Source organism: Pseudoalteromonas sp. PAB 2.2 (assembly GCF_001938575.1).
Classification (GTDB): Bacteria; Pseudomonadota; Gammaproteobacteria; order Enterobacterales; family Alteromonadaceae; genus Pseudoalteromonas; species Pseudoalteromonas lipolytica.
In genome coordinates this window covers 49,036-74,381 of record NZ_LYPI01000018.1, presented here as the reverse complement: position 1 = coordinate 74,381, position 25,346 = coordinate 49,036, and the positions used below count along the sequence as shown (strand labels likewise).

21 protein-coding genes are annotated in these 25,346 nt (G+C 42.5%); 17 read left to right on the top strand and 4 right to left on the bottom strand.

Annotated features, from left to right (window positions below; translation table 11 throughout):
• The first annotated feature begins 8 nt into the window (after nucleotides 1-8).
• The 10 genes from cyoE to BWD47_RS16060 all read left to right on the top strand — a co-directional run bounded on the left by cyoE (nucleotide 9) and on the right by BWD47_RS16060 (nucleotide 10,008).
• Nucleotides 9-917 carry a heme o synthase gene (cyoE, locus tag BWD47_RS16105; RefSeq protein ID WP_036973419.1) on the top strand — a complete coding sequence of 303 codons (909 nt, stop codon included), beginning with the start codon at nucleotides 9-11 and terminating at the stop codon, nucleotides 915-917.
• Nucleotides 914-1,528, top strand: coding sequence for an SCO family protein (locus BWD47_RS16100; protein ID WP_036973418.1), 615 nt, complete (start codon nucleotides 914-916; stop codon nucleotides 1,526-1,528). The genes cyoE and BWD47_RS16100 overlap by 4 nt, the downstream gene beginning before the upstream one ends.
• Nucleotides 1,529-1,700: 172 nt before the next feature.
• Nucleotides 1,701-1,973, top strand: a complete 273-nt coding sequence (locus tag BWD47_RS16095; protein ID WP_036973417.1) for a lipid asymmetry maintenance protein MlaB — start codon at nucleotides 1,701-1,703, stop codon at nucleotides 1,971-1,973.
• Nucleotides 1,974-1,982: 9 nt separating this feature from the next.
• On the top strand, nucleotides 1,983-2,345 hold the full coding sequence (locus tag BWD47_RS16090) for a response regulator (protein WP_036973415.1): 363 nt from the start codon (nucleotides 1,983-1,985) through the stop codon (nucleotides 2,343-2,345).
• 15 nt (nucleotides 2,346-2,360) lie between these two features.
• A complete protein-coding gene (locus BWD47_RS16085; RefSeq protein WP_065979416.1) occupies nucleotides 2,361-4,439 on the top strand; it encodes a chemotaxis protein CheA in 2,079 nt (692 codons plus the stop codon).
• Nucleotides 4,436-4,921: a chemotaxis protein CheW gene (locus BWD47_RS16080; protein WP_065979415.1), complete on the top strand. Its 486-nt coding sequence runs from the start codon at nucleotides 4,436-4,438 to the stop codon at nucleotides 4,919-4,921. Before BWD47_RS16085 ends, BWD47_RS16080 begins: the two co-directional genes overlap by 4 nt.
• 29 nt (nucleotides 4,922-4,950) lie before the next feature.
• Nucleotides 4,951-7,278 carry a methyl-accepting chemotaxis protein gene (locus BWD47_RS16075; RefSeq protein ID WP_075594306.1) on the top strand — a complete coding sequence of 776 codons (2,328 nt, stop codon included), beginning with the start codon at nucleotides 4,951-4,953 and terminating at the stop codon, nucleotides 7,276-7,278.
• 258 nt (nucleotides 7,279-7,536) lie between these two features.
• Nucleotides 7,537-8,367 (top strand): protein-glutamate O-methyltransferase CheR, encoded by an 831-nt coding sequence (locus BWD47_RS16070; protein ID WP_075594305.1) that lies wholly within the window; start codon nucleotides 7,537-7,539, stop codon nucleotides 8,365-8,367.
• Nucleotides 8,351-8,968, top strand: a complete 618-nt coding sequence (cheD, locus tag BWD47_RS16065) for a chemoreceptor glutamine deamidase CheD (RefSeq protein WP_036973407.1) — start codon at nucleotides 8,351-8,353, stop codon at nucleotides 8,966-8,968. Before BWD47_RS16070 ends, cheD begins: the two co-directional genes overlap by 17 nt.
• 8 nt (nucleotides 8,969-8,976) lie before the next feature.
• Nucleotides 8,977-10,008 (top strand): chemotaxis response regulator protein-glutamate methylesterase, encoded by a 1,032-nt coding sequence (locus BWD47_RS16060; RefSeq protein ID WP_075594304.1) that lies wholly within the window; start codon nucleotides 8,977-8,979, stop codon nucleotides 10,006-10,008.
• Here the strand turns inward: BWD47_RS16060 and BWD47_RS16055 are convergent.
• Nucleotides 9,998-11,029 carry a polysaccharide deacetylase family protein gene (locus BWD47_RS16055; protein ID WP_036973405.1) on the bottom strand — a complete coding sequence of 344 codons (1,032 nt, stop codon included), beginning with the start codon at nucleotides 11,027-11,029 and terminating at the stop codon, nucleotides 9,998-10,000. The genes BWD47_RS16060 and BWD47_RS16055 overlap by 11 nt on opposite strands.
• On the opposite strand from BWD47_RS16055, the gene dinF reads away from it, so the two are divergent.
• Entirely contained in the window at nucleotides 11,006-12,340 is a 1,335-nt protein-coding gene (gene dinF, locus BWD47_RS16050; RefSeq protein ID WP_075594303.1) for an MATE family efflux transporter DinF, read from the top strand. The genes BWD47_RS16055 and dinF overlap by 24 nt on opposite strands.
• Nucleotides 12,341-12,344: 4 nt before the next feature.
• Here dinF and BWD47_RS16045 read toward each other — a convergent pair whose 3' ends face one another.
• Together BWD47_RS16045 and nfuA are read right to left on the bottom strand one after the other, a co-directional pair.
• Nucleotides 12,345-12,614 (bottom strand): hypothetical protein, encoded by a 270-nt coding sequence (locus BWD47_RS16045; protein ID WP_065979411.1) that lies wholly within the window; start codon nucleotides 12,612-12,614, stop codon nucleotides 12,345-12,347.
• 12 nt (nucleotides 12,615-12,626) lie between these two features.
• Nucleotides 12,627-13,202 (bottom strand): Fe-S biogenesis protein NfuA, encoded by a 576-nt coding sequence (gene nfuA / locus BWD47_RS16040; protein WP_036973401.1) that lies wholly within the window; start codon nucleotides 13,200-13,202, stop codon nucleotides 12,627-12,629.
• Nucleotides 13,203-13,346: 144 nt separating this feature from the next.
• On the opposite strand from nfuA, the gene BWD47_RS16035 reads away from it, so the two are divergent.
• Nucleotides 13,347-15,896, top strand: coding sequence for a M14 metallopeptidase family protein (locus tag BWD47_RS16035; RefSeq protein ID WP_075594302.1), 2,550 nt, complete (start codon nucleotides 13,347-13,349; stop codon nucleotides 15,894-15,896).
• Here BWD47_RS16035 and BWD47_RS16030 read toward each other — a convergent pair.
• Nucleotides 15,893-16,594: a ComF family protein gene (locus BWD47_RS16030; protein ID WP_036973399.1), complete on the bottom strand. Its 702-nt coding sequence runs from the start codon at nucleotides 16,592-16,594 to the stop codon at nucleotides 15,893-15,895. The genes BWD47_RS16035 and BWD47_RS16030 overlap by 4 nt on opposite strands.
• Nucleotides 16,595-16,652: 58 nt before the next feature.
• On the opposite strand from BWD47_RS16030, the gene bioH reads away from it, so the two are divergent.
• The 5 genes from bioH to BWD47_RS16005 all read left to right on the top strand — a co-directional run bounded on the left by bioH (nucleotide 16,653) and on the right by BWD47_RS16005 (nucleotide 25,326).
• Complete coding sequence (bioH, locus tag BWD47_RS16025) at nucleotides 16,653-17,390, top strand: pimeloyl-ACP methyl ester esterase BioH (RefSeq protein WP_075594301.1); 738 nt, start codon at nucleotides 16,653-16,655, stop codon at nucleotides 17,388-17,390.
• 100 nt (nucleotides 17,391-17,490) lie between these two features.
• On the top strand, nucleotides 17,491-17,799 hold the full coding sequence (locus BWD47_RS16020; RefSeq protein ID WP_036973397.1) for a hypothetical protein: 309 nt from the start codon (nucleotides 17,491-17,493) through the stop codon (nucleotides 17,797-17,799).
• Between the two features lie 5 nt (nucleotides 17,800-17,804).
• The gene (locus BWD47_RS16015; protein ID WP_075594300.1) at nucleotides 17,805-18,665 is read left to right on the top strand and encodes a putative metalloprotease CJM1_0395 family protein; all 861 of its coding nucleotides are present in this window, start codon (nucleotides 17,805-17,807) and stop codon (nucleotides 18,663-18,665) included.
• A gap of 106 nt (nucleotides 18,666-18,771) precedes the next feature.
• Nucleotides 18,772-19,503: an outer membrane beta-barrel protein gene (locus tag BWD47_RS16010; RefSeq protein ID WP_065979407.1), complete on the top strand. Its 732-nt coding sequence runs from the start codon at nucleotides 18,772-18,774 to the stop codon at nucleotides 19,501-19,503.
• Between the two features lie 282 nt (nucleotides 19,504-19,785).
• Entirely contained in the window at nucleotides 19,786-25,326 is a 5,541-nt protein-coding gene (locus tag BWD47_RS16005; protein WP_075594299.1) for a S8 family serine peptidase, read from the top strand.
• Nucleotides 25,327-25,346 lie beyond the last annotated feature (20 nt).

Sequence of the window (25,346 nt, the reverse complement as noted above, 5' to 3'; positions counted from 1 at the left end):
AGGCGATAATGGCCTTAACATTACGTACTGAAAAATCAATATTTTCTCATGGTCATGCGTTGTTAAAAGACTATCTTGCGATTAGCAAATTTAAAGTCGTTGCGATGCTTGTTCTCACCGCATGGGTCGGTTTAGCACTTGCTCCTGATATGGGGCGAGGTCTTTTTGTTCAATTGGCAAGCTTGTTGGGTATAGGTTTACTTTCAGCCGCTGCTGCGGTGATTAATCATGTTGTTGATAGTGAAATTGATAGCAAGATGGCGCGCACTCGCCACCGTCCTGTCGCTAAGGGGCGTTTGAGCAAGCAACATGCTTTAAGTTTTGCAGCTGCTATTGGTACTGCAGGCTTTATGATGTTGATCATTTGGGCAAACACCTTAACGGCGATACTGACACTTTTTGCGTTAGTGGGTTATGCATTTATTTACACTTCTTTCTTAAAGCGTGCCACACCGCAAAATATTGTTATAGGGGGGCTGGCCGGTGCTATGCCACCCTTATTAGGATGGGTGTCTGAAACGGGTCATATGGCGGCAGCGCCTTGGCTACTTGTTATGATTATTTTTACCTGGACTCCGCCTCACTTCTGGGCGTTAGCGATTGCACGTAAAAGTGACTATGAGCGCGCAAAAATTCCGATGTTACCCGTTACTCATGGTATCGAATTTTGTAAAACATGTGTGGTCGCTTACTCTGTTTTACTGGCATTGGTGTGTGTATTACCTTATTTAATTGGTATGTCAGGGGGCATATACTTAATGGCGGCAAGTGCGTTAAATGCCATTTTCGTTTATAAAGCATTAAAGCTAAAACTGGGTGGGAAAGATGATACCGCGATGGACTTATTTCGTTTTTCAATTGTGCATTTAATGCTACTCTTTATCGCCTTATTTATTGATAAATGGTTGCTTTTATGACGCATTTTTTAGTGGCACTTTGCTTGGGAGTGGTGTTTTTTTTAACGGGCTGTAGCCCCGAAAAATCACCTCCCGATGTGGATGCGCTGGTGTATCAGCAAGCCAAGCCTGTTAAGTCATTTACATTGATTGATCAGCATGGCGACACCGCCGATAATAGTCGCTTCAAAGGTCATTGGAATTTAGTCTTTTTAGGTTACACAAGTTGCCCTGATATTTGCCCAATGACGTTGGCTAAATTGACCAGTGTGCAACAGCAGTTGAGCCAAGATTACACGGTACAAGTGTGGTTTGTAGCGGTTGATCCAAAACGAGATACCACCGCAAAACGCAAAGCCTATATTGATTATTTTAACCCTGATTTTTTAGCCGTATCAGGCCCTCATAAACAACTCTTTCCCTTTGTTAGAGATTTAGGGCTCATTTACGCGATTAATGACAGTGATGAGCAAGAATATGCTGTTGATCACAGTGCGTCAGTCGTGATGGTTGACCCCGATGGCGCGGTACGCGCAATTTTCAAGCCCGAGTTTAAACAGGGCAATGTTCCGCTTATTAACGCCAGTACGTTAACAGAAGAGTTTAAAAAAATTGCAGATTATTATCACTAAGTATCTGTATAGACAAGTGTGATTATTTTCGAGGGAGCGATTGCTCCCTTTTTTGATTTCAACATGTAAGCTACTAAAAAATTTTACAATTTTTTAATTCAATTAATGGCAATTTTAATAACTCGGTCTAAGCTTTTGTTATGAATTGTTTTAAGCAGGGAAAGTGCCAGTAATGTTGAAGCTTCCTACTGAATTAGCCATCACTCAAGTCGAATCACTACATCAAGATTTGTTGCAAGAGTTGTCAGCAAACGATGATATTTGCCTTGATATTAGTGAGGTGACTCGTGCCGATACGGCCTCAATTCAGCTGTTATGTTCATTACAAAAGCATTTGCTTTCAGTCCAACACAAAATTATTTGGGTAGGCGAAAGCAAGCCGTTGCAAGAGGCAATAAATAGTTTGGGCTTAAGTCATTATCTTGTACTTGAGAATACCAATTAAGAGGTTTTTATGAAAAGAATTTTAGCTGTTGATGACTCTGCATCTATGCGACAAATGGTAGGTTTTACGCTAAAAAAAGCAGGCTTTGAAGTCACGGAAGCAAAAGATGGCAGTGAGGCGTTGAACATAGCTAAACAGCAAGGTTTCGATGCCGTTATATCCGATGTGAATATGCCAGTGATGGATGGTATTACGCTCATACGTGAATTACGTAGTTTACCAAACTATAAATTTACCCCTTTATTGATGCTAACGACCGAGTCTGGCCTTGATAAAAAATCCGAAGGAAAAGCAGCGGGGGCAACGGGATGGATTGTTAAACCATTTAATCCTGAGCAATTGTTAGCGGTTTTAAAAAAAGTGATTCGCTAACAATAGGAGCGGGGCATGAGTATAGATCTAAGCCAATTTTATGAAGTGTTTTTCGAAGAAAGCTTTGAAGGACTGGATGCTATGGAGGCTGAGTTATTAAACTTAGTTCCGGGCGAAGAAGACTCAGAAACAATCAACACTATTTTTCGCGCCGCGCATTCTATTAAAGGGGGCAGTGGTACATTTGGCTTTAATTCTGTTGCTGATTTTACCCATGTTTTAGAAACGCTGTTAGACCAAATTCGGGAAGGTTCACGAGATTTAACGGCCGAACATGTAAACTTATTACTAAAATCAGTGGATTGTTTACGAGCTTTACTTAGAGCATTGCAAGCAGAGCAGCAACCCGACTTAACCGAAGCGGATGAACTGCGAATCAAATTCGAAGAAATACTCGGTATGCGTGCGGCAAGTAAAGTGGCAGAGCCTGTGCAGGAGCCACTCAGCGAAAACAGTATTAATACTTTCCAAATCGATTTTAAACCACATCATCACCTATTTAAAACCGGCAATGAACCGCTGTATATGATCAGTGAATTAGCTGAGTTAGGTGACTTAGAAACTCAAGCGTTTCAAGATGCTGTTCCTGATATTACCGACCTCGCCCCCGAAGATTGCTTTTTGTCGTGGCGTTTTTTCTTAACCACAGAAAAAGACCAGAGTTGTATCGAAGAAATTTTCGAATGGGTTGAGGATGACGCCGATATTACGATTACCTTATGCGGCGGTTTATTTGGTGATGAAGTCGCTGTGAGCGCGGCGCCATCAACGCAGGTCGAGACTGACAACAAAAATGAAAAAGCAGCCACCAAGCCCGATGCCGAAGTAAAGAAAGTCTCTGCTGTAAAATCAACAACAACCAACACCGAATCCACCTCAATCCGTGTTGGTATTGATAAAGTTGACTCCTTAATCAACATGGTTGGTGAGTTAGTCATTACGCAAGCTATGCTGACTCAATTAGGTGAGCAAGAAATTACTGAAGCCACGATTGCATCGTTGCAAGAGGGGCTTGCTCAACTTGCACATAACACCCGCGATTTACAAGAAAGTGTTATGCGTATCAGAATGTTGCCTATTAGTTTTGTGTTCAGTCGTTTTCCTCGTTTAGTCCGCGATATTTCGCAAAAACTAGACAAACAAGTCGAACTGAAACTACTTGGTGAGCAAACTGAGTTAGATAAAACGGTGATGGAGAAGATTTCTGACCCGATGGTGCATTTGGTTAGAAACTCGCTTGATCATGGCCTTGAAACGGTCGATAAACGTGTTGCTGCCGGTAAAAATCCGGTTGGTACCGTGACGCTTAATGCCTTTCATCAAGGTGGCAATATTGTCATTGAAATTATGGATGACGGACAAGGCCTCAATACCACCAAAATACGCGAAAAAGCCATTAAAAATGGCTTGATATCAGAAGCCGACGATCTGTCTGATAATGAAGTTAACGAACTAATTTTCTTACCCGGCTTTTCAACGGCTGACCAAGTGAGTGACTTGTCGGGTCGCGGTGTTGGTATGGATGTGGTTAGACGAAATATTGAAGCCTTGAGTGGTTCCGTTGAAGTGTCGTCTGCCCCAGGTGTTGGTTCAACGTTCACCATTCGCTTACCACTCACGCTGGCTATATTAGATGGTCAACTTGTTCGTGTGGCTGAGCATACCTACATTATTCCACTTATTTCGATTATTGAATCGTTGCAAATCGATATCACGAAGGTCAGTCGAGTTGGAAAAGATTTGGATGTGTTGCGGCTACGCGATGAATACATCCCGATTTTACGTTTATACAGTATTTTTAATCATCAAGGTGCGATTGAAACACTGGATAAAACCTTACTGGTGGTGGTGGAAAGTGACAACCAAAAAATTGGTTTATTGGTTGATGACTTATTATCCCAGCAACAGGTTGTTATTAAGAGCTTAGAGGCGAATTATCAAAAGGTCGATGGCGTCTCAGGGGCAACAATCTTAGGGGATGGCCGCGTTTCACTCATTGTTGATATTAGTGGCTTAATTAAGTTATCAGGGCTTAGAAAGCCCGGCAGTCAAGAGCTAATAATAGAGTCAAAAGCTAACTTGGAGGCGTCATGATTGCAGCACACGATGACCTACATAATAAGCTGAATATTGAGCAAGACCAAGATGTTAAACAGTTTCTAACCTTCTTTATGGCTGAAGAAGAGTACGGTGTAGATATTTTAACTGTGCAAGAAATACGCAGTTGGGAAGAAATAACGGTTATTCCAAACTCACCCGATTTCGTCAAGGGGGTGATCAACTTACGTGGCACGATAGTGCCTATTGTTGATTTGCGGTTGCGATTTGGTATTCCGGCTATTGAGTATGGGCCACTCACAGTGGTGATTGTACTGAAAGTAGAGTTAGAGAACGCAAGTAAAATTATGGGCATCGTTGTTGATGCTGTTTCGGATGTCTATAGCATTGCTGAGCATGAGGCAAAAGCAGTGCCACATCTATCTGACTCAGATAACGCACAGTACGTTGCGGGGTTAGTAAATGTGGGTGAAAAAATGGTCGCGTTACTCGACCTACAAAAAACAATGGACATTTAATTGGGTAGATTAACAAGAAGGTGAAGGGTATGGGATGGTTTAGCAGTCCTAAAAATGTTGAGTCAAATAATGATTTGGTTGTTGCAGCATTAAATAAATCGCTTGCAGTGATTGAGTTTCAACCGTCTGGGTCGATCATTACTGCCAATGCAAATTTTTTAAATACCATGGGCTATCGGCTAGAAGAAGTTCAGGGTCAACATCATTCTATGTTTATTGCAGAAAAAGATGCACAAAGTCCCGAATACCAACAGTTTTGGCAGCGCTTGCGCAGCGGTGAATTTATTTCGGATGAATTTAAACGGTTCGGTAAAAACGGCAAAGAAATTTGGATCCAAGCAACCTATAACCCAATTATTGATAGCAATGGTAGCGTAGTCAAAGTGATTAAATTCGCCAGCGATATCACTGCACAGAAGGAGCTTGAAAAACAATCTAAACGTGATGCTGACCTGTCAAATGCACTGCGTGTATGCCAAGCAAATGTGATGATGGCTAACAATGATTTAGAAATAGTGTTTGTAAATGAGCAAGTGAAGCAAATGCTCAAAGCACGTGAAGCCGCATTGAAAACAGTGCTGCCTAGCTTCTCTGTTGAAAATTTAATTGGCACCTGTGTTGATGATTTTCATAAGCATCCTTCACATCAACGTGAATTACTAAAGAATTTATCTGAACCCTATAAAACGACGCTGCGCTTAGCAGGTCTTATTTTTAGCTTGATTGCAACCCCTTGGGTTAATTCGTCGGGTAAGCGTTTAGGAACAATTGTTGAATGGCAAGATATCACTGACAGTGTCAATAAAGCAGAAGCCGAAAAGCGTGAAGCTGAAGAGAATCTACGCGTACGTCGCGCGCTTGACCGCGTAGGCACTAACACCATGATTGCCGATGCGAATAACGACATCATCTATATGAACGAAGCGGTGCTCAATATGATGAAAGTGGCAGAGAGCGATCTTCGTAAAGACCTGCCTAACTTTAACAGCAGTAATTTACTCGGTCAGAATATTGATGTGTTCCATAAAAACCCTGCACATCAACGTAATTTATTATCAAAACTGAGTGATACCTACAGCACTGAGATTCAAGTAGGTGGACGTACTTTTGGTTTGGTAGCTAACCCTATTTTTACCCCTGAAAACGAACGAATTGGAACGGTTGTTGAGTGGGAAGATAGAACCGCAGAAGTTGCTATCGAGAAAGAAATCGCTGGTCTGGTAACCGCTGCAGGTAAAGGTGATTTAGAGGCACGAGTTGAAATTGCGGGTAAAACTGGCTTCTTCTTACGTTTAGCACAAGGCCTAAATAGCTTAGTGGGTATTGTAGATGATGCCGTAAAAGACACTGCCAATATGCTTGATGCTATGGCCAATGGTGATTTATCTAAGCGTATTGAACAAGAGTACCAAGGTTCATTTGATAAATTAAAACGCGATGCGAATGCCACGGCTGATAAGTTAACGGAGGTTATTAACCGCATAAATACATCAGCGACATTGGTGGCCAGTGGTGCAGAAGAAATCTCGCAAGGCAATGCAGACTTAAGTCAACGTACTGAAGAGCAGGCATCTTCGCTTGAAGAAACGGCATCAAGTATGGAAGAGATGACCAGTACAGTTCGTCAAAATGCCGATAATGCAAAAGAGGTTAACGAGCTTGCCGAAGAGACTCGTAGCAAGGCACAAAAAGGAGGTGAGGTTGTCAACCGTGCCGTAACGAGTATGTCGGCTATTAATGAATCGAGTAAGAAGATAGCAGATATCATCAGTGTAATTGATGAAATTGCCTTCCAAACTAATCTACTTGCATTAAATGCCGCGGTAGAGGCTGCACGTGCTGGTGAACAAGGGCGTGGCTTTGCGGTTGTTGCGGGTGAAGTGCGTAATCTTGCACAGCGCTCAGCTGCTGCGGCAAAAGAAATTAAAGAGCTTATTCGCGACAGTGTCGGCAAAGTTGAAGATGGCACATTATTGGTGAATGAATCAGGTTCAACGTTACAAGAAATTGTCACAGCGGTACAACGCGTAACGGCCATGATTTCGGATATTGCGCAGGCATCGGAAGAGCAAAGCTCAGGTATTGAGCAAGTAAATAAAGCCATTGCACAAATGGATGAAATGACACAGCAAAATGCGGCGCTTGTTGAGCAGGCATCTGCAGCAGGTGAATCAATGGCAGAACAAGCCAATGATATGCGCCGCTTGCTTAACTTCTTCTCGCTATCGAATCAAGAGGAAACAGACATCACAAGCAGAGTGACAGCGTCACCGATTAAACAATCGAGCCCGTCTGGGCGCTCAGCTCCCAAAGGAAATAACTTTGTTGACCCAGGCGATGAGTGGGAAGAGTTTTAATACGCTTGCCGTTTCACCATAGTGAATGTCAATGGTGTGAACTAACACAGCTTATTGAGCAAAAAGACACGGCAAGGTGACCAAGGTAAGGGGACCATGAGTAACCGCTTACCTGCAGTGGGTTACCTTACGTATCGGTGCAATCATGCTTAACACGCTTATGATCGTCTCGCTGTTTTTACCCGCGGGACTGATTAACCACTTAAGTTAATGGTTTGACTATAATGCGCGCACTCTTTGAGGCTAGTGGGTCCAGACATGAAAGAGTTTTTACTGACAGACAGTGATTTCAAAAATATTTCGTCACAGGTATATGATGCTTGCGGTATTGTGCTTGCTGAACATAAACGAGAAATGGTGTATTCACGCCTAGCAAGGCGTATACGGCTTCATAAGCTTAAAAGCTTTAAAGAGTACTTAGATTACTTAGAAGAGCATAAAGAGCATGAGTTTAGCGAGTTTATAAATGCAATTACCACCAACTTAACCTCTTTCTTTCGTGAGCCTCATCATTTTAGTTACCTAAAAAATACCATTGTACCTAAGCTGCTCGTTTCTAATGCGAAGAGCAAGCGAGTACGTGTTTGGTCGGCTGGGTGCTCTACAGGTGAAGAGCCTTACACAATTGCAATGACCCTAAGTGATTTATTTCCAAAAGATTGGGATGTGAAAATACTGGCCACCGATCTTGACTCTAATGTGCTCGCGAAAGCACAAGCAGGCACTTACACGGCTGCGAATGTAAATGGCTTAGAAGACAGTCAGCTTCAGCGTTGGTTTCTAAAAAGCCACGATGGACAGCTTTATAAAGTGAAACCAGCGCTACAAAAAAACATTTTTTTTAAGCGCTTAAACTTACTGCAAAGTTGGCCAATGAAAGGTCCTTTTGATGTGATTTTTTGTCGCAATGTGGTGATTTACTTTGATAAGTCGACCAAAGATACACTCTTTCGACGCTATTATGAGTTACTTAGTAACTCAGGCCATTTATTTTTGGGGCACTCAGAGACACTCGGCAAAGATCACAGAGAATTTAAGAATTTAGGCCAAACGATCTACCAAAAGGTGGTCTATGAACACTCATTATAAAGCAGTTTTACCAGGGTTTGAGCATGTAAAACGCTTTTGGGATAACCGCAGGCAAAAGGTGATAGCGAAAGTATTGCCGGGTGAATTCTATGTTTCAAAATCGGATGAACTCATCACCACGGTGTTAGGGTCTTGTATTGCAGCGTGTATCTACGATGATGGGTTAGGCATTGGTGGCATGAATCACTTTATGTTACCGATTGAAAAAGGCGTTGATCCCGCCAATGCGCATAGCCTTAATTGCCGTTATGGCAACTGGGCTATGGAGTACTTGATCAATGAAATTCTGAAAAATGGAGCCTCAAAACGAAACTTAAAAGTAAAGTTATTCGGCGGGGGTAAAATTATTCGCTCAATGACAGATATCGGGGTGGGTAATATTCGTTTTGCAAATGCTTATGTACTTGAAGAGGGTTTAGATTTAGTATCTCACGATGTAGGTGGACCTTGGCCTCGTAAGATCATCTTTGATCCGCAAACGGGAAAAGCACAGGTGAAAAAGCTACGTGAACTACATACAGATAAACTTGAAGAACGTGAAGTTAAATACTTACACGAAATTGAGCAACAAGATGCAAAAACGGATATTGAGCTATTTTAGGAGAGCATATGATCAAAGTCCTTATTGTTGATGATTCTCCTTTGATACGCGGATTGCTTAAAGAGATTCTTGAGCAAGCAGATGATATTCACGTTGTGGGGTCTGCAGAAGACCCCTACGAAGCGAGAGAACAAATAAAACGCCTCAACCCTGACGTGTTAACGCTTGATATTGAAATGCCCAAAATGGATGGTTTAAGTTTTCTTAAAAACTTAATGCGTCTACGGCCTATGCCGGTGGTAATGATATCAACATTAACACAAAAGGGATCGCCCATTACCCTCGAAGCGCTTGAAACGGGAGCGGTTGATTTTATAGCAAAACCGACCGCTAACGTGTCTCAAAGTTTGCAACGGTATGCGCATTTATTACATCAAAAAATACGTACAGCGGCTGGTGCTCGGGTTCGCGCATTCAAGGAGCAGAACCTAGAAGCCGATAGCGCCTTATCAACCTTACAATTTAAAGCAAATAGTGTGCTGGCGATTGGTGCTTCGACAGGTGGCACCGAGGCAATTAAAGAGGTTTTGGTGCGTATGCCTGAGCAATGTCCACCTATTGTCATTACGCAGCACATTCCGCCAGTATTTAGCACTTCGTTTGCTATGCGTATGGATCGTACCTGTAAAATTAATGTCAAAGAGGCAGAGCACGGTGATAAATTACGCCCCGGTTGGGCTTACATTGCACCTGGCGATCAACATTTAAGTATTGTAAAACAAGGTTCTGCTTTGTATTGCCAACTCGATACATCGGAATTAGTTAATCGCCATCGACCTGCAGTGGATGTATTGTTTAATTCGTTATTGGTTGCGTGTCCAAAAGCCACGATTGCCGCGTTACTCACTGGCATGGGGAGTGATGGCGCGAAAGGGTTACTGGCATTAAAACAAGCGGGGGCTTATACAATTGCACAAGACGAGTTATCGTCAGTGGTGTGGGGCATGCCAAAAGCCGCTATCGAACTGGATGCGGCTCATGAAATTGTGCGTCTTGATAAAATTACCGCGCAAATGCTTAAGCAAGCCGTTAAGGTGTGATCACCCAAGGTTGTGAAAACCAATAATAGCTGCCTTTTTTCTCAATCGAAGGGGCCGTACAATTAAAACGTGAACGGCCACTTTTCAATTTAGCTGGCGAGATAATTTGCACCGTGTCTTTGCTTGTCCAATTTAAGTCTGCTTGACCAATCCCCGAGACATAGCACGCAAATTGGCTTTTATGAAAGTCTTGCATATCAAATTGAATACTTAAGCTAGGTGGATTCTCGTTAGTAACACTGTCTGAGTAATTTAACGCTTTGATAGTGAAAGCCTGTGACGCTAATTTTGTCGATAATGTATCAAGTTTTGAGTAAAAGCCTGATGCAGGGAAGCGTGGTAAACGGGTAAAGTCAGAATGAATACCCACCGCACCTGAGTGTTGACCAATACCAACAAAGCCAATTGACTTAACCAGTGCTTGAAGTGAATTATTAAATTCGCCATAGGGATAGGCTACGTATTTATAGTCATGACCAATCTCTTCTTTGATACGCTTTTGTGCTGCGAGAATGTCGTTTTTAGTCCGTGCTTGCCATTGTGCGTCAGTTTCACCCTGTTGCTTTAAATGCATGTAATTATGCGCTTGGGTGTGATTACTAATAAGTGCCCCTTTTTTAGAAAGCGCTTTTAATTGCTGCCATGTCATGACATAGCTTTTACCTTCATCAATCAGTTTTGGATTAACAAAAATAGTGTAGGGGTAGCCGAACTTCTCAAGAATTGGCGCGGCTTGTTCATAATTGTTTTTATAACCATCGTCAAAGGTAATTGCGACGGTTTTATCGGTTAATTCTTTGCCAGATTGCAGTGAACTAATTAGCTCATTTAATGGCACTACAGTAAAGTGATGATCTTTTAAATACTGCATGTGTTTTATAAATGTTTCACTGCTGACACTGGTGACCGCAGGAAGGGTTTCACTCACATGATGATACTGTAAAATAACGGCGCCGTGGGCACGCATTGATAAACCTAACAGGACTGCAAAAATTACATGAAACATTTTCTTAAACGTCATAAGGCACACCATAAAAGTTTGCTGTTATTAGCCGGTCCAATGATCTTATCAAATATTACTGTCCCACTGTTAGGATTAGTTGATACTGCCGTGATTGGTCACTTAGGAAGTGCTCACTACTTGGCGGGGATAGCATTAGGCTCTACGGTTATTTCGTTACTATTTTGGCTGGCAGGCTTTTTAAGAATGAGTACGACGGGGCTGGTGGCACAAGCTTACGGTAAAAATGACCTTACTTTGCTAGGTGAACTGTTAAAGCATAGTTTGTTGCTTGCAACTGGGGTTGCGTTGTTATTAATCGCGCTCAGCACACCAATTCAATCCTTAATGGCTTACTTGTCAAATGCCAATCAAGCTGTGTTAGAACAGGCGTATAGCTATTTTTCTGTTCGTATTTTTAGTGCGCCAGCGGCCCTGTGTAATTTGGTGCTATTAGGGTGGATGCTTGGCGTACATTATGGACGAGGTCCATTTTATTTATTATTAATTACCAATATCACAAATATTGTGCTCGATATTTACTTTGTGGTTTTTCTTAATTGGGGAGTGGCGGGCGCGGCTTGGGCCTCGCTTATTGCCGATTATATCGCATTCGGTTTTGCTGTTTTTCTGGTGTTACAACTTGCTAAAAAGCAAGGTATTAATTTGGCCGTTAAAGCATGGTTAAGCGTAGCTAAAATAGGCGAGCTGCTTAATTTAAACCGCGATATTTTCATTCGTTCACTGGCACTGCAATTGTGTTTTAGCTTTATGACTTTTTATGGCGCTAGAATCGGTGAAACAACATTAGCAGCTAATGCCGTACTGCTGAATTTTCTGATGTTGGTGAGTTTTGCTTTAGATGGTATTGCTTATGCGAGCGAAGCAAAAGTAGGCAAAGCCAAAGGGGAGCAGAGTGTTGAACAGATCAAACTTTGGGTGAATTTAAGCTTGTTCTGGGGAGGGCTCTTTGCACTCTTTTATAGCCTGATTTTTTTAGTGTTTGGTGGCGCTATTATTCGCCTTTTAACCGATGTGCCTGAGGTTGTCAGTATGGCTACACACTACTTACCTTGGGTCATTATATTGCCCATTGTGGCTATGGGGTGCTTTTTATTCGATGGTGTATTTGTTGGTTTAACACGCGCAAAAGACATGCGAAATACCATGCTAATAAGCGCGACATTTGGTTTCTTTGGGTTATTTTGGTTGGTAAGCGACTGGCAAAATCATGGATTATGGTTCGCTATGACAAGCTTTATGTTATTGCGTGGCGTTACGTTATGGCTACGTTATCGCGCAATGGTTAAGCAACAACAGTTGTTAATTTGAGTGGTTATTTCCACAGGTCAGGGTCATCATTTTTAGGGGATGTACGCTTAAGCACTTGTGCGAAACGGTTCGCAAAAATACCTAAGTAGCCCCAAAAAGCAAAAAACAATGCAACAGCTAAAATGACAAGCCCTACGAGCTGGAAAATTGCGGGTCCATAATAGCCGATAGCAATGAATATCACGGCTAGCACAAACAGTGCTAAGCCGCGAAGAAAGCGTTTTAGGCTTAATTTGGGGTCGCTACCTAAGCGAAAAACCCACTGCTTAAGCATCTTAAGCGCTAATTAGTAGTATGAGTGCTCACCTGGGTTGTGATCAGTAATATCTCTCACCCCTGTGATCTCATCAAATTTAGCGATCATTTCTTTTTCGATGCCTTCTTTTAACGTCACATCGATCATTGAACAACCATTACAGCCACCACCAAATTGCAGTACTGCAATACCATCGGCTGTAATTTCTACAAGGCTTACTTGGCCACCGTGGTTAGCAAGTTGCGGGTTAACTTCGGTTTCAAGCATATGTTGAACACGTTCTTGAAGCGTCGCATCGTCGGTCAGCTTACGTGCTTTTGCATTCGGTGCTTTAAGCGTTAGCTGAGTACCCATTTTGTCAGTCACAAAATCGATTTCAGCTTCTTGTAAGAATGGAGCACTTTCTGCATCAACAATGGCATCAAAACCATTAAATGGTAAACGAATGTCGCTTGCTTCAACTGCGTCTTCAGGGCAGTAAGAAACACCACACTCAGCTTGCGAAGTACCTGGGTTTACAACAAACACACGAATGTTAGTTTGTTCAGCTTGGTCTGCTAAAAGTTTAGCAAAATGAGATTGTGCAGATTCAGAAATAGAAATCATAAAACGAACTATACTTGACTAAATTACTCGGATACTGCCTATCATACTCCGCTCATCGTGTTGTCGCCAGTGTTGAGCGTAAAAAGTTGCATCTATTTTATCGAATGGTAGCGTGAAAACATCAAACAATAACAGGTGCTATCTATGCGTTTAATAATAACAATATTAACCATGCTAGTGAGTTTTTCAGCATTAGCAAAACCACTTTCCTATTATTTTGAAGAAGATGTGAAATTTGATCCGCTTATTCCAACCCCGCAAGAGGTTTTAGGTTACGAAGTGGGCGAGTGGCATGTACGCCATGATCAACTTGTTCAGTATATGCAAATATTGGCAGACAAAAGTGAGCGTATTAACATTGAAGTAATTGGCCGGACGCACGAGCAGCGAGCCTTGGTCATGTTAACGATTACTGCGCCAGATAAATTAGGTCAAGTAGAGCAGATTCGTAAAGCACATTTAGCTCGCTTAAGCGGTGGAAATACTGACTCAAGCAAGCAACCTGCGGTTGTGTGGATGGGTTACAGTGTGCATGGCAATGAGTCTTCAGGTAGCAACGCATCGCTATTAGTTGCTTATTATCTTGCAGCGGCACAAGGGCCTGAAATTGACACCTTATTAAACAACACCGTTATTCTATTAGACCCTTCTTTGAATCCTGATGGCTTAGCGCGTTTTGCGAATTGGGCAAATAGCAATCGAGGCATGAACTTATCATCGGACCCTGAAACACGTGAGCACCGTGAAAGCTGGCCGAGCAGCCGTACTAACCATTATCTTTTTGATTTAAATCGTGACTGGTTGTTACTACAACACCCTGAGTCACGTGCGCGTATTGCCCAGTTCCATCACTGGAAGCCTAATATTTTAACTGACTTTCATGAAATGGGCCCAAATAGCACATTCTTCTTTCAACCGGGAATACCAACGCGTAAACACCCAATTACACCAGAAGAAAATGTGACATTAACGAAAGCAATTGCAAATTATCATGCAAAGACGCTTGATGAGCATAATGCGCTGTATTTTACTGAAGAAAGCTTTGACGATTTTTACTATGGCAAGGGGTCAACCTACCCAGATGTAAATGGTGGCGTGGGTATTTTATTTGAACAAGCCAGTTCTCGTGGGCACTTACAAGAAACAATTAACGGCCCGTTGAGTTTTCCATTTACTATTAAAAATCAACTGTTAACGAGCTTATCTACATTCCAAGCAGCGATTGATAATCGCCAAGACTTACTAGACTATCAAGCTGAGTTTTACACTAAAGCTACGGATCTTGCTGGCGATGAAGATTTTAAAGGCTATGTGGTAAAAGGCGGCGCTGATAATAGCCGCATGGCGTATTTTTTAGACGTGTTAAAGCAACACCAAATCAATGCGTATCTGCTTGAAGAGCCCTTAAAAGTGAATGGTCAGAGCTTTTCTGAAAAAAGCTACTATGTGCCATTAGCACAGCCACAATTTCGTTTAGTAAAAGCGATTTTTAGCGAGCAACAACGCTTTGTTGACAATACTTTTTATGATGTTTCGGGCTGGACATTGGCCCATGCATTTAATTTAGAGTTTGCCAAAGTGAGCAGCAATTGGGGCTTAAACATTGCAAAAATGCCGTGGCAGAAAACGGTTAAATCAAGCTTCGCTGCGTTACCACAAAGCTATGCTTATGCATTTAAGTGGGATGACTACCTTGCTCCTAAAATGTTAAATAACTTACTTAAGCAAGGTGTTCAAGCACGTGTTGCGCTTAGTTCACTTACAGCAAAAACACCCGCAGGTGAGGTTGCTTTTGAGCCAGGCAGTATTTTATTACCAGCCGGTATTCAAACAGACCCTAATTGGGTGCGTTATTTAAACCAAGCACAAACAGATTTCGGTATTGAAATTGTTCCCATCAGCTCTGGTTTAACAGTGAAAGGGGCTGATTTAGGGTCTCGTTCTATGGCTGTTGTTAAAGCACCTAAGGTACTGCTTATTGGTGGCGAAGGAACCAGCCAGTATGAGCTTGGCGAAGTGTGGTATTACCTTGATCGCTTTGTTGACATTGCCCCGAGTATTATTGAAATGGAGCGTTTAGATAATATTAACCTCGATAAGTACAGCCATATTGTGCTTGCGCATGGTAATTATAATCGCCTTGATGATGCGACTAAAATTGCAATAAAAGCGTGGGTTCGTAAAGGCGGGGTAATCTGGGGCCATAAAGGCGGTGCTAAATTCTTAGCGGATCAGCAACTATTAAAAGCGAATTATTTGTCACGCCGTGATGTTGCAAGTGCATTTGATACAAAAGGCCTTACTTATGCCGATAAAGATGACTTAGCAGGGCGCCAACGCATTGCAGGTGCCATTTTTAATACTCACGTTGACTTATCGCACCCACTGACGTTCTCGCTTGAGCGCAATACCTTACCTGTATTTAAAAATAGCACTTGGTTACTTGAAAAATCGGAGGCACCATTTGTTAATGTGCTTACTTATACAGACACGCCATTACTTGCAGGCTTTACTGATGATGTCAATGTGGAGCAGGTAGCCGGTGCTGCAGGTTTAATTGCGCACTCTTACGGAAAAGGCAGTGTGATTGGTATGACTGATAATCCCGTTTTTCGTGGTTACTGGTATGGAACAAGCCGATTACTAAGTAATGCATTGTTCTTTGGTCATGCATTTAGTGCATCGGGTGACTAATTAAGGGGAGTCAAACACGTAAGGATTGCCCATACTTGTTTGGCCCCTGCCTGTTTTAATGCCTCTGTTGCTGCGTTTAATGTAGCACCAGAGGTCATCACATCATCAACAATAGCCACCGATTTCCCTGTCAGATCTTGCTGACATACAAACGCATTTTTTACATTCTTTACCCGTTTTGTTTTACTTAGTTTTGATTGTGGCTGGGTGGCTTTTTGTTTATGAAGAGGCGTAATAACGTCTTGCTGTAAGCCCTCTAGAACCGGTAACCACGTTTGGCTTACTTGGTTATAGCCACGCGATAAAAAACGCCTTTTATGTAACGGCATTATGATAAATACATCAGGCCAGTGTGTGTTTGCTGCAAGGGCATGCTGCAGCTGTTTGGTTATGATTTGCTGTAAAGCCACTTTATAATGCTGTTGATTGTTAAATTTTAACTGTATGAGCCATTGTTTATAGGGTGCTTGATACCACGCACAGGCAATGAGATGATCAAAATGACAGTCAGGAAAAGCGTCACAAATATCGGGGCGATGTAAAAGGTTTGGATGACGTGCTAAGTCAAAAAGTGCAAGGTCATCCATACAGTGTGGGCAGAGTGACTGATTACTTTCAATGTGGCCCTTGCAACCCAAACAAAAATTTGGGAACAGCGCATCTAAAGCGACTTTAAACGCCTGAATTAAGCCCGCCATTGCATTCATTCCTTTAAACGCTATTATGAGCGCTAAGTGTGGTTGAGAGTTTATAAATATGCAAAATGAAATGGTGTTGTTACATGGCTGGGGAATGAATCAAGGTGTGTGGCAAGTCATTATGCCTGAACTTACGTTTTTTCATGATGGCGCTGTTCGCTGCTTAGATTTACCTGGGTTTGGTAACGCACAGTCAATACCAACACCTTACACTTTGCATGCTGCGGCAGAGCAGCTCAGTAGCGAACTAAATGAAGGATCAATACTTGTCGGTTGGTCACTGGGAGGGCTGTTTGCTTTGTATATTGCTGCGCACTGGCCTGACAAAGTGGCCAAAGTTTTGCTGGTAGCATCAACCCCATTTTTTGCCCAGCACGATGATTGGCCTGGTATTAAGCCGGACGTCCTGAATGCGTTTAAAGATCAGTTAGTGAGCCATAGAGAAAAAACCATAGAACGCTTTCTCGCTATTCAAGCTATGGGCAGTGAGTCTGCTCGTGATGATATAAAGCAGCTAAAATTATTATTGAATCAATACCCCGCTCCCAAAGAGCAGGCGCTAAGTGCAGGACTCGATATACTACAGCACGATGATTTACGCGCTATGTTTGCACAGTTAACGGTGCCTATAGTCGGCATTTTTGGTCGCTTAGATGCGTTAGTGCCTTATCGTGCTCTTAAGAAAATGCAGGCGCTGCAGCCTAATTTTGACTACGAGGTAATTGATAAAGCATCCCATGCCCCGTTTATTTCTCATAAAGCGGCATTTATAACAGCTCTTAAATCAGTGTGTTAAACAAAACCTAGCTTGAGGCCATAAAAATAGCGGGATTATACTTTATTTTGTTCGTTTTGTGAGCGATAATTACGGTTAGATCTCACTGTTGGAGACCATCATGGCAATCGGTTCTGTTTTTAATAATGCGGTAGAAGGTTATAACCGTGCTAGCCAAGGTATTGAAAAGGCAAGCGCTGAGATTAGCCGTGCCTCAATAGATCAACAAGATGATGCTCAGCTTGCGCAGCAGCGCCAATTACAAGCCGCTCGCCCCGATGAAGCAGTCACCCCTCCTGTATCACAACCCGCGCGTATTGATGAGTCGCTGGTCAACTTAAAAGTAGAAGAGTTTAATGCCAAGGCGAATATCAATAGCATTCAAACCGCGGATGAGGTACTGGGCACTTTAATCGATATTAAAGTATAAATATCATGAACATCGTTACTCCTTATCCGGCCATTAACTTAAATACTGCGAATGTGCATACAGAAAGTGCGCGCCGTGATAACCAGTTGCGCGAGGTAATCCCCGCACCTACGGCAACCAAACCCAGTAACGCTGAAAATAAAACTTTAAACGATGGCGAAAAAGCCAGACAACCAGGCACTGACGCTGGCACTTATGATGCGAAAGGCCGTCTTGATGACAACACCGTAGTTCAAGAACGCCAACAAGGCGATTCTGAGCAATCTGAACAAGAGCAACAAGAAACAAAGCAAGAACAAAAAAAAGAGCAACAAGTTGCTGAACAAGAGCAGCAAGATGCGGAACAAATAAAGGAATTAAAAGCCCGTGATACTGAAGTGCGCATTCACGAGCAAGCACATGCATCTGTCGGTGGGCAATATGCGGGTGCGCCAAGTTATGAGTATCAGCGCGGTCCCGATGGTACTAATTACGCTGTTGGTGGAGAGGTTCAAATCAATGTTGCACAAATCGAGGGGGATCCAAAAGCCACCATTGAAAAAATGCAAACTGTACGAGCAGCAGCGCTTGCTCCACAAGAACCCTCAGGTGCTGACCGTGCTATAGCGGCAGATGCAACGCAAAAACTTGCGGCGGCTCAAGCTGAGTTAGCGACTCAGTCTGATGACGATAAGCAGCAAAATGGGCAAGCGTCATTTAAAATTAACCGTGAATTTGCCAATGAAGATAGCCCGCAAGTGAGTGCATCGGAGACTAAAACAGCAAAGCGTGACGTGGAAGTAGATCAACGCGCTCAACGAATTGCTAATTTCTATCAAGCGGCAACCTCTGCTGCGGCTCAAAACCAATTTTCTGCGGTTATTTAACCTCATATTTTCTTACACATTACTTACTATAAATAGGGTTGTTCCTATTGTGGTAAAAAATTAGCTCTGTTAGATTGTCCACGATTTTAAATAAGGATGATTTAACATGAAATATGCTGTACTTATCGGTGCACTTTCACTTGTATCAACAGCTGTTATGGCACAAAACACCACACCTCTTAGCTATGATTATGTTGATGCTGGCTATCAGAAAATGAAAATTGATGATGCTGATGATCTTTCTCTCACGGGCTATGGTATCAACGTCAGTAAACAATTTGCACAAAACTGGTATGTGCAAGGCCACTACTCAAAAGTATCTGATGACTTTACAGAGTTAGATATCTACGACAATGTGACTGTTTATGATATGAACAACAACCCAGTCGGTACGGGGCAGACTGAATATCTTTATCGTACAGAGTTAGATATCACGCGTTATGAGTTAGCTTTAGGCTATATTTACTCTCTGTCTGATGTGACTAAAATTGATTATTCAGCGAAGCTGGGCCAGCTAAAATTTGAAGGTGACGTACTGTACAAGCAAGATATCACTTATCAAGAACAAGTACTCGATACCAACTCTGAGAGATATTCTGATTCAGATACAGCTGATATTTTATCTGTAAATGCACAAATTAGGCACTTATTAACCGATTCAATAGAGCTAAATGCGGGTATCGGTTACGAGCGTCTGCATGATGAAGAAAGCGAAAATAATACCGTGCTTCATGTCGGTGCAAATTATGCGATTACAGCTGATTGGTTAGTGACCGCAGCGTATCGAGATGTAAACGACTATTCAGATCTTACCTTCTCAATTCGTTATAATTTTTAGTTAATTAGCAAGCTAGCGAACCTTTCGCTAGCTTCTTTTTATATATTATTTCTGTTCCTGCAATAGTGTTTTCTACAAAAAGCTACATTTTGTATAAATAATCCGCAACGCTTTATATATCACCACTTCAATGTTTACATGGTGTTAATTTTGTGTCTGAAATGTATACCTCACAGTTTGACCCTTCATAACGCCGCCTGTATATGTCTGTCTGCTAATAGAATTTAGTGTCTCAGCTTTTGCGTAAGCAAAGCTGTTTTAAATTAAATCAGTGGGAATCATATGCAACCTAGCAATAATAAAATAGCACACTTGAAAAAGAGCTCAGTTGCAGTACTTACAGCATTGTATGTAGGTACTTCAGGTTATGCTGCGGCAGAGCCGGGCTTTAATAAAGTGTCAGACAAAGGCTTTTATCAGCCAACATTTACAGCTGAAGATATCGCAAAGTATCAAGAACAAAAACAAATTGCTGATCATCCAAGCTTATTAAAGGGCAGTGTTGAGCGTTTAAATCAACATTATCAAAATCAACAACCAGAACATGTGTTCCAGCCTCAAGAGGGTGTGACAGGTGTTCAAACTTATATCGTTCAAATGACTGAAGAGCCAGTCGCGAGTTACCAAGGTGACATTCAGGGCTTTACTGCAACAGCGGTTACTGAATCTCGTTCGTTAATGGTTAATGAGCGCTTGGATACATCGGCACATAAGGTGCGTGCTTATCAGGGTTTCTTGAAGCAGCGCCAAACATCTGTATTAAGCAAAGCACGTGCCGTGGGTGCTAGCATTGATGTTAAAAAGCAATTTACGTTAGCAAACAATGCCGTTGTTGTCGAAATGACGCAGGCGGATGCTGAGCTACTGGCTAAGCAATCGGGTGTGAAACGCATCACACCAAACCGTATTTTCGAACTACGTACAGACCGTGGCCCAGAGTTTATTGGCGCAGATCAATTATGGCAAGGCGCTACACCTGCATCATCAGTGGGTGTTAAAGGCGAAGGCATGGTTGTAGGTATTATTGATACAGGTATCAATACTGACCACTCTGCGTTTGCAAGCGATGAAGAGTACAGCAAATCAAATCCATTTGGTGCAGGTAACTTCGTTGGTGATTGTGAAGCTGATCCTACGTTATGTAATGACAAGTTAATTGGTGTTCGCTCTTACCCTGAAATTACGGCTGCGAATTCAGACTATCGATTTGCACGTGCTGATCGTCGTCCAGAGAATGGTGAAGACTACAACGGTCATGGTTCACATACTGCAAGCACAACCGCGGGTAACTACATAGAGAATACGCCACTTCAAGCAGCCACAGGTGAGAAAGTGAGTGATGGTGAAAACTTACCATTTACCTTTGATCATACCAGTGGTGTTGCACCGCGCGCGCACATTATTTCATACCAAGTATGTCACGCGGGCAACTCGGGCGACTTATACGCTGGTTGTCCTGAGTCGGCGATTTTATCTGCTTTTGAAGATGCAATTGAAGATGGCGTTGATGCGATTAACTTCTCAATCGGTGGCGGTGAAAGCTTCCCGTGGGAAGATCCAATGGAAATGGCATTTTTAAGCGCACGTGAGGCCGGTATTTCTGTTGCTGCTGCTGCGGGTAACTCAGGTCCGTACTATATGTCTGCGGATCATACATCACCTTGGGTGACGACAGTGGGGGCATCAACGCATGATCGCGTGATGGAATTAGGTGTTAAAACCATTAACAACTTCCAAGGTACACGTGCACCTTCTGTTGGTGAGTATGCAGGTAAGAGTTTCGCTGGTGGAATTACTGGTGAGGTTGTTTTAGCTGAGAATTACGACGACCCTAATGCTGACGATGGCTATGATGCAGCTAGCTGTAATGCCCCATTCCCTGCGGGTACTTTCACCGCAGACCAAATAGTGGTGTGTTTACGTGGTGATATTGCGCGTGTTGATAAAGCGAAAAACGTAGCTGCGGGTGGCGCAGGTGGTTTTATCCTGCAAAATATTGCTTTTGGTGAGAACGTTGTTGCAGATAACTATGTGATCCCAGGTATTCACTTATCTTCAAGTGCGCGTTTTGCTATTCGCAACTGGGTGAATGCTAACCCTGATGGCGCTGCAATTGCGACTATTGGTGAGCCGCAAAATAACTATTCGTTTGACGAAGAAGCTGGCAACCAGCTCGCTATTTTTAGCTCTATGGGCCCAAGTTATTATATTAACAACCTTGTTCCTGATTTGACGGCACCAGGTGTTGATATTTATGCTGCGAATGCTGATGACCAACCATTCACCGCCAATCCTAGAGCATCAGACTGGACATTCATGAGTGGTACGTCAATGGCTACTCCGCATGTAACCGGCGCCATGACTTTATTGATGCAAATGCACCCAGATTGGACGCCTGCTGAAGTACAATCGGCTCTGATGATGACGGCGAATAAAGTGCGCATTTCTAACGGTGTTACGTTAGTTGACCCTTACTACAACTTCATGACGGGAAGTGGCTCAATTGATGTTGCGCAAGCGGCAAATGCAGGTCTTATCATGGATGAGACAATCGAAAACTATCACAATGCTAACCCGCGTAATGGCGGTTTAGTGGAGTGGTTAAACCTGCCGACATTAGTAAACCAAGACTGTGAACTGACCTGTTCTTGGATGCGCACAGTGAAAGCGACTAAAGATGGTTCGTGGGATGCAACAGCCTATGGTTGGGGTATTGAAGGCGAGCAAGAAAGTGCGGGTGTCGAAGTGAGTGTTACACCAAGTAACTTCACACTTAAAGCGGGTGAAACACAAGACGTGATGGTAACGATGAAGTTACCGAATATCATTCAGTCTAAACTAGACCCAGCAGAACCCGGCGCACCATGGGACAGCATTATAAACAAAAATGCGTGGTTTAACGGTAAAGTACTTTTTAAAAATACCGATGGTAATTCACCTGATGCTCACTTCACATTAGCGGCTAAAAATGTCATTGATGAGCTTCCAGCCATGGTTGATATCGATATGGCTCGTGCCAATGCATCAGAGTCAATCGTTGTGAATACTGACAGCTACAGTGAGTTTACACCAACTTATTATGGCCTTGTAAAACCGACTGAAGTAACAGCCAATATCTTAGGTGTATCACCTTATGTAACGAAAGACCGTGTAGAAAAAGCATGGGATATTCAGGCAATTGAGGTACCTGAAGGTACAAAACGCCTGATGATTAAAGTGGCATCAACAGAGCAAACGACTGATTTATCAGATATCGTTGAACCGCGTTGGCAAATTAAAAAAGCACACTTAGTGGTGGGTTATGATGCGAATGGTAGTGGCTCGTTCATGGTGTCGGATGAAGACATTGCTGAAGATCCAAATGCATTAATTAAAGCACTGAACGAAGAGATGATTTGTTATTCTTCAAGCAGTGTTGAGGATAACTACTGTAATATTATCGATCCTAAGCCTGGTAAATACTGGTTCGCTACCGCAGCGTTAGCTGGTTTACGCGATGTGGGTTATCAAACAGTGACTCACTATGCATTTGTGAAAGAGCAAAATACGGGTGAGTTCAGTGTGTCGGCTCCACAACAACATTCAGGTAATGGCAACTATGAAATTGCGATTAATTGGAATCTACCAGAAGCGCAGCTAAACGATGTGTATTACGGTGGTTTTGAACTGGGTGATTCAGAAGGTGCTGAAGGGACTTTAGGGTTTACATCAGTTAACTTTAAACGTGACGCTGAAGCGTTAACCCTTAATATTGATCAAGACTCAGCACGCGCTATGGATCTTGTAAATGTTAACGTGAAACTCAAAGCTAACTATGAATCTGACGCGCGCGATTACACTTTAGCGTTAACCATTCCTGAGGGCATGGAAGTTTGGCCTGACACATTGACTTCTAACAACGAGTCAGTTGCTGCTTCATTGGAAGTAGAGGGCAACACTTTAACAATTAAAGGGACTCAAGAGGCTACTCGCAATGTGAAGCGTGATTATGTTGTCACGAATAACATCACTAATGAAATGTGTAAAACGCCAATGATCGATGAGTACTCAACAGGTGGCTACATCGATTTATGGGGTGACTTCCGCATTCAACCTGATGCTTCTTGGTATGAAGGTGGCTCAAATGTTTACTTTGATGTACCAATTGATTGGTTATTCTACAAACAAGGCGCTAAGTTTGAAGTTTATAATCAAGCAAACAACAACGAAGTACGTTTACACCCAACAGGTGCTATGCAATTTACACCAATTTGGTGGATGATGAGTGCGCACCGTGGTCCAGGTTTCTTAGTTGAAGCATTAGCCCCGTTCTGGCGTGGTTCATTTGAAATCACTAATCTACGTGATCCAAGCGATCCAACAGGGTTAACAATTGCAAGTCAATATGCAGAAGAACGTCCTGATCTTGGTGACCTTCTGTTCATGGAATTTGATAATGTTACCGACAAGAATACGGGTGATACTTATGATTATGAAGTGATCTTACGCAGTGGTATTGATGACCATGAAGGTAAGTTTGAAGCGATTTTTGCATACGACAATCTAGGTGTTGATATTGATACAGGCACTATCTTTATTGAAGGTGGTGACAGTGTTTATGCTACAACCGCGGGCTACAAAGACGGTGCTCTAAGCAATGTAATCGGTTTCGATGACCTTGGTAAAATCTTACAAGATGACTTAGTCATTTGTTTTGATTACGTGGGCCCTGAGCAAAGTGAAGTTGAATTTAACTTTACAGCGACAATAAAGCCAGAAGCGAAAGGCACCATGCAAGACATCGCGCTTGATTATCTATTAGGTAGCCAAGAGTCAGGTACATTAATGCACTCGATTGGTGTACAAAGCAATCTTAAAATGGCAGATATTGCTGATATGACGGTTGCTGAAAATGGTCGTATTGATGGCATTGAAGTGATGGTTATTGATGCTGATCAATCGCCAAATGAGCTAGTAATCACGGGTGAACATGTGTCAGCTGAGGTGAACGGTATGTCGTTTAATCTGATCCCTGAACCTTATTTCTTCGGTGAAACTTTTGTAACTGTTACAGTGCAAGACAAAGCAAACCCAACAGATAAAGTAAGCAAAGAGTTTTTACTGACTGTTGAGTCTGATGGTGAAGAAGCCCCCGTGATGGTTAACGACATTGCAGATATGACTGTGATGCAAGGCGATATGTTAGAAAGTATTGCTGTTTCTTTATCACGTGAAACAGAAGAAGCGTTCACTCTTACTGTAGACGCTGATAATGCGACATCAATGGTTGATGGCATGACATTTAGCCTTAAACCTGACGCTGACTTCTACGGTGAGATCCCTGTAACAGTGACATTAACGGGCACAGATACCACTATCTCAACTGACTTTATGGTTACAGTAACCGCCGTTGATCTTGCGATTGTTGCGCTAGAAGATATGTCGGTGATGGAAAACGAGTCAGTTGACAATATTATGGTTAGTTTAACGCGTGAGACAGCTGAAGAGTTCACACTGTCTGTTGATGCTGACAATGCGACGACATCAGTCGATGGCATGTCATTCAGCGTAACGCCTGATGCTAACTACTATGGTACAACGACAGTTAAAGTCACTTTAACCAGTGGTGAAAAATCATTGATGGAAGAATTTGCACTTACAGTTGTTTCAGACGGTATTGAATTAGGTTGTACAGATACCGCTGCAACAAACTACGATGCGAATGCTAATACTGATGATGGTAGCTGTGTATACCCAGAAGTAGAAGAAGATGATGACAGTGGTTCATTCGGTCACTTCATCCTGTTACTCCTTCCATTACTTGCACTACGTCGTCGTAAGTAATCGCTTTAAAGGCTCATTTT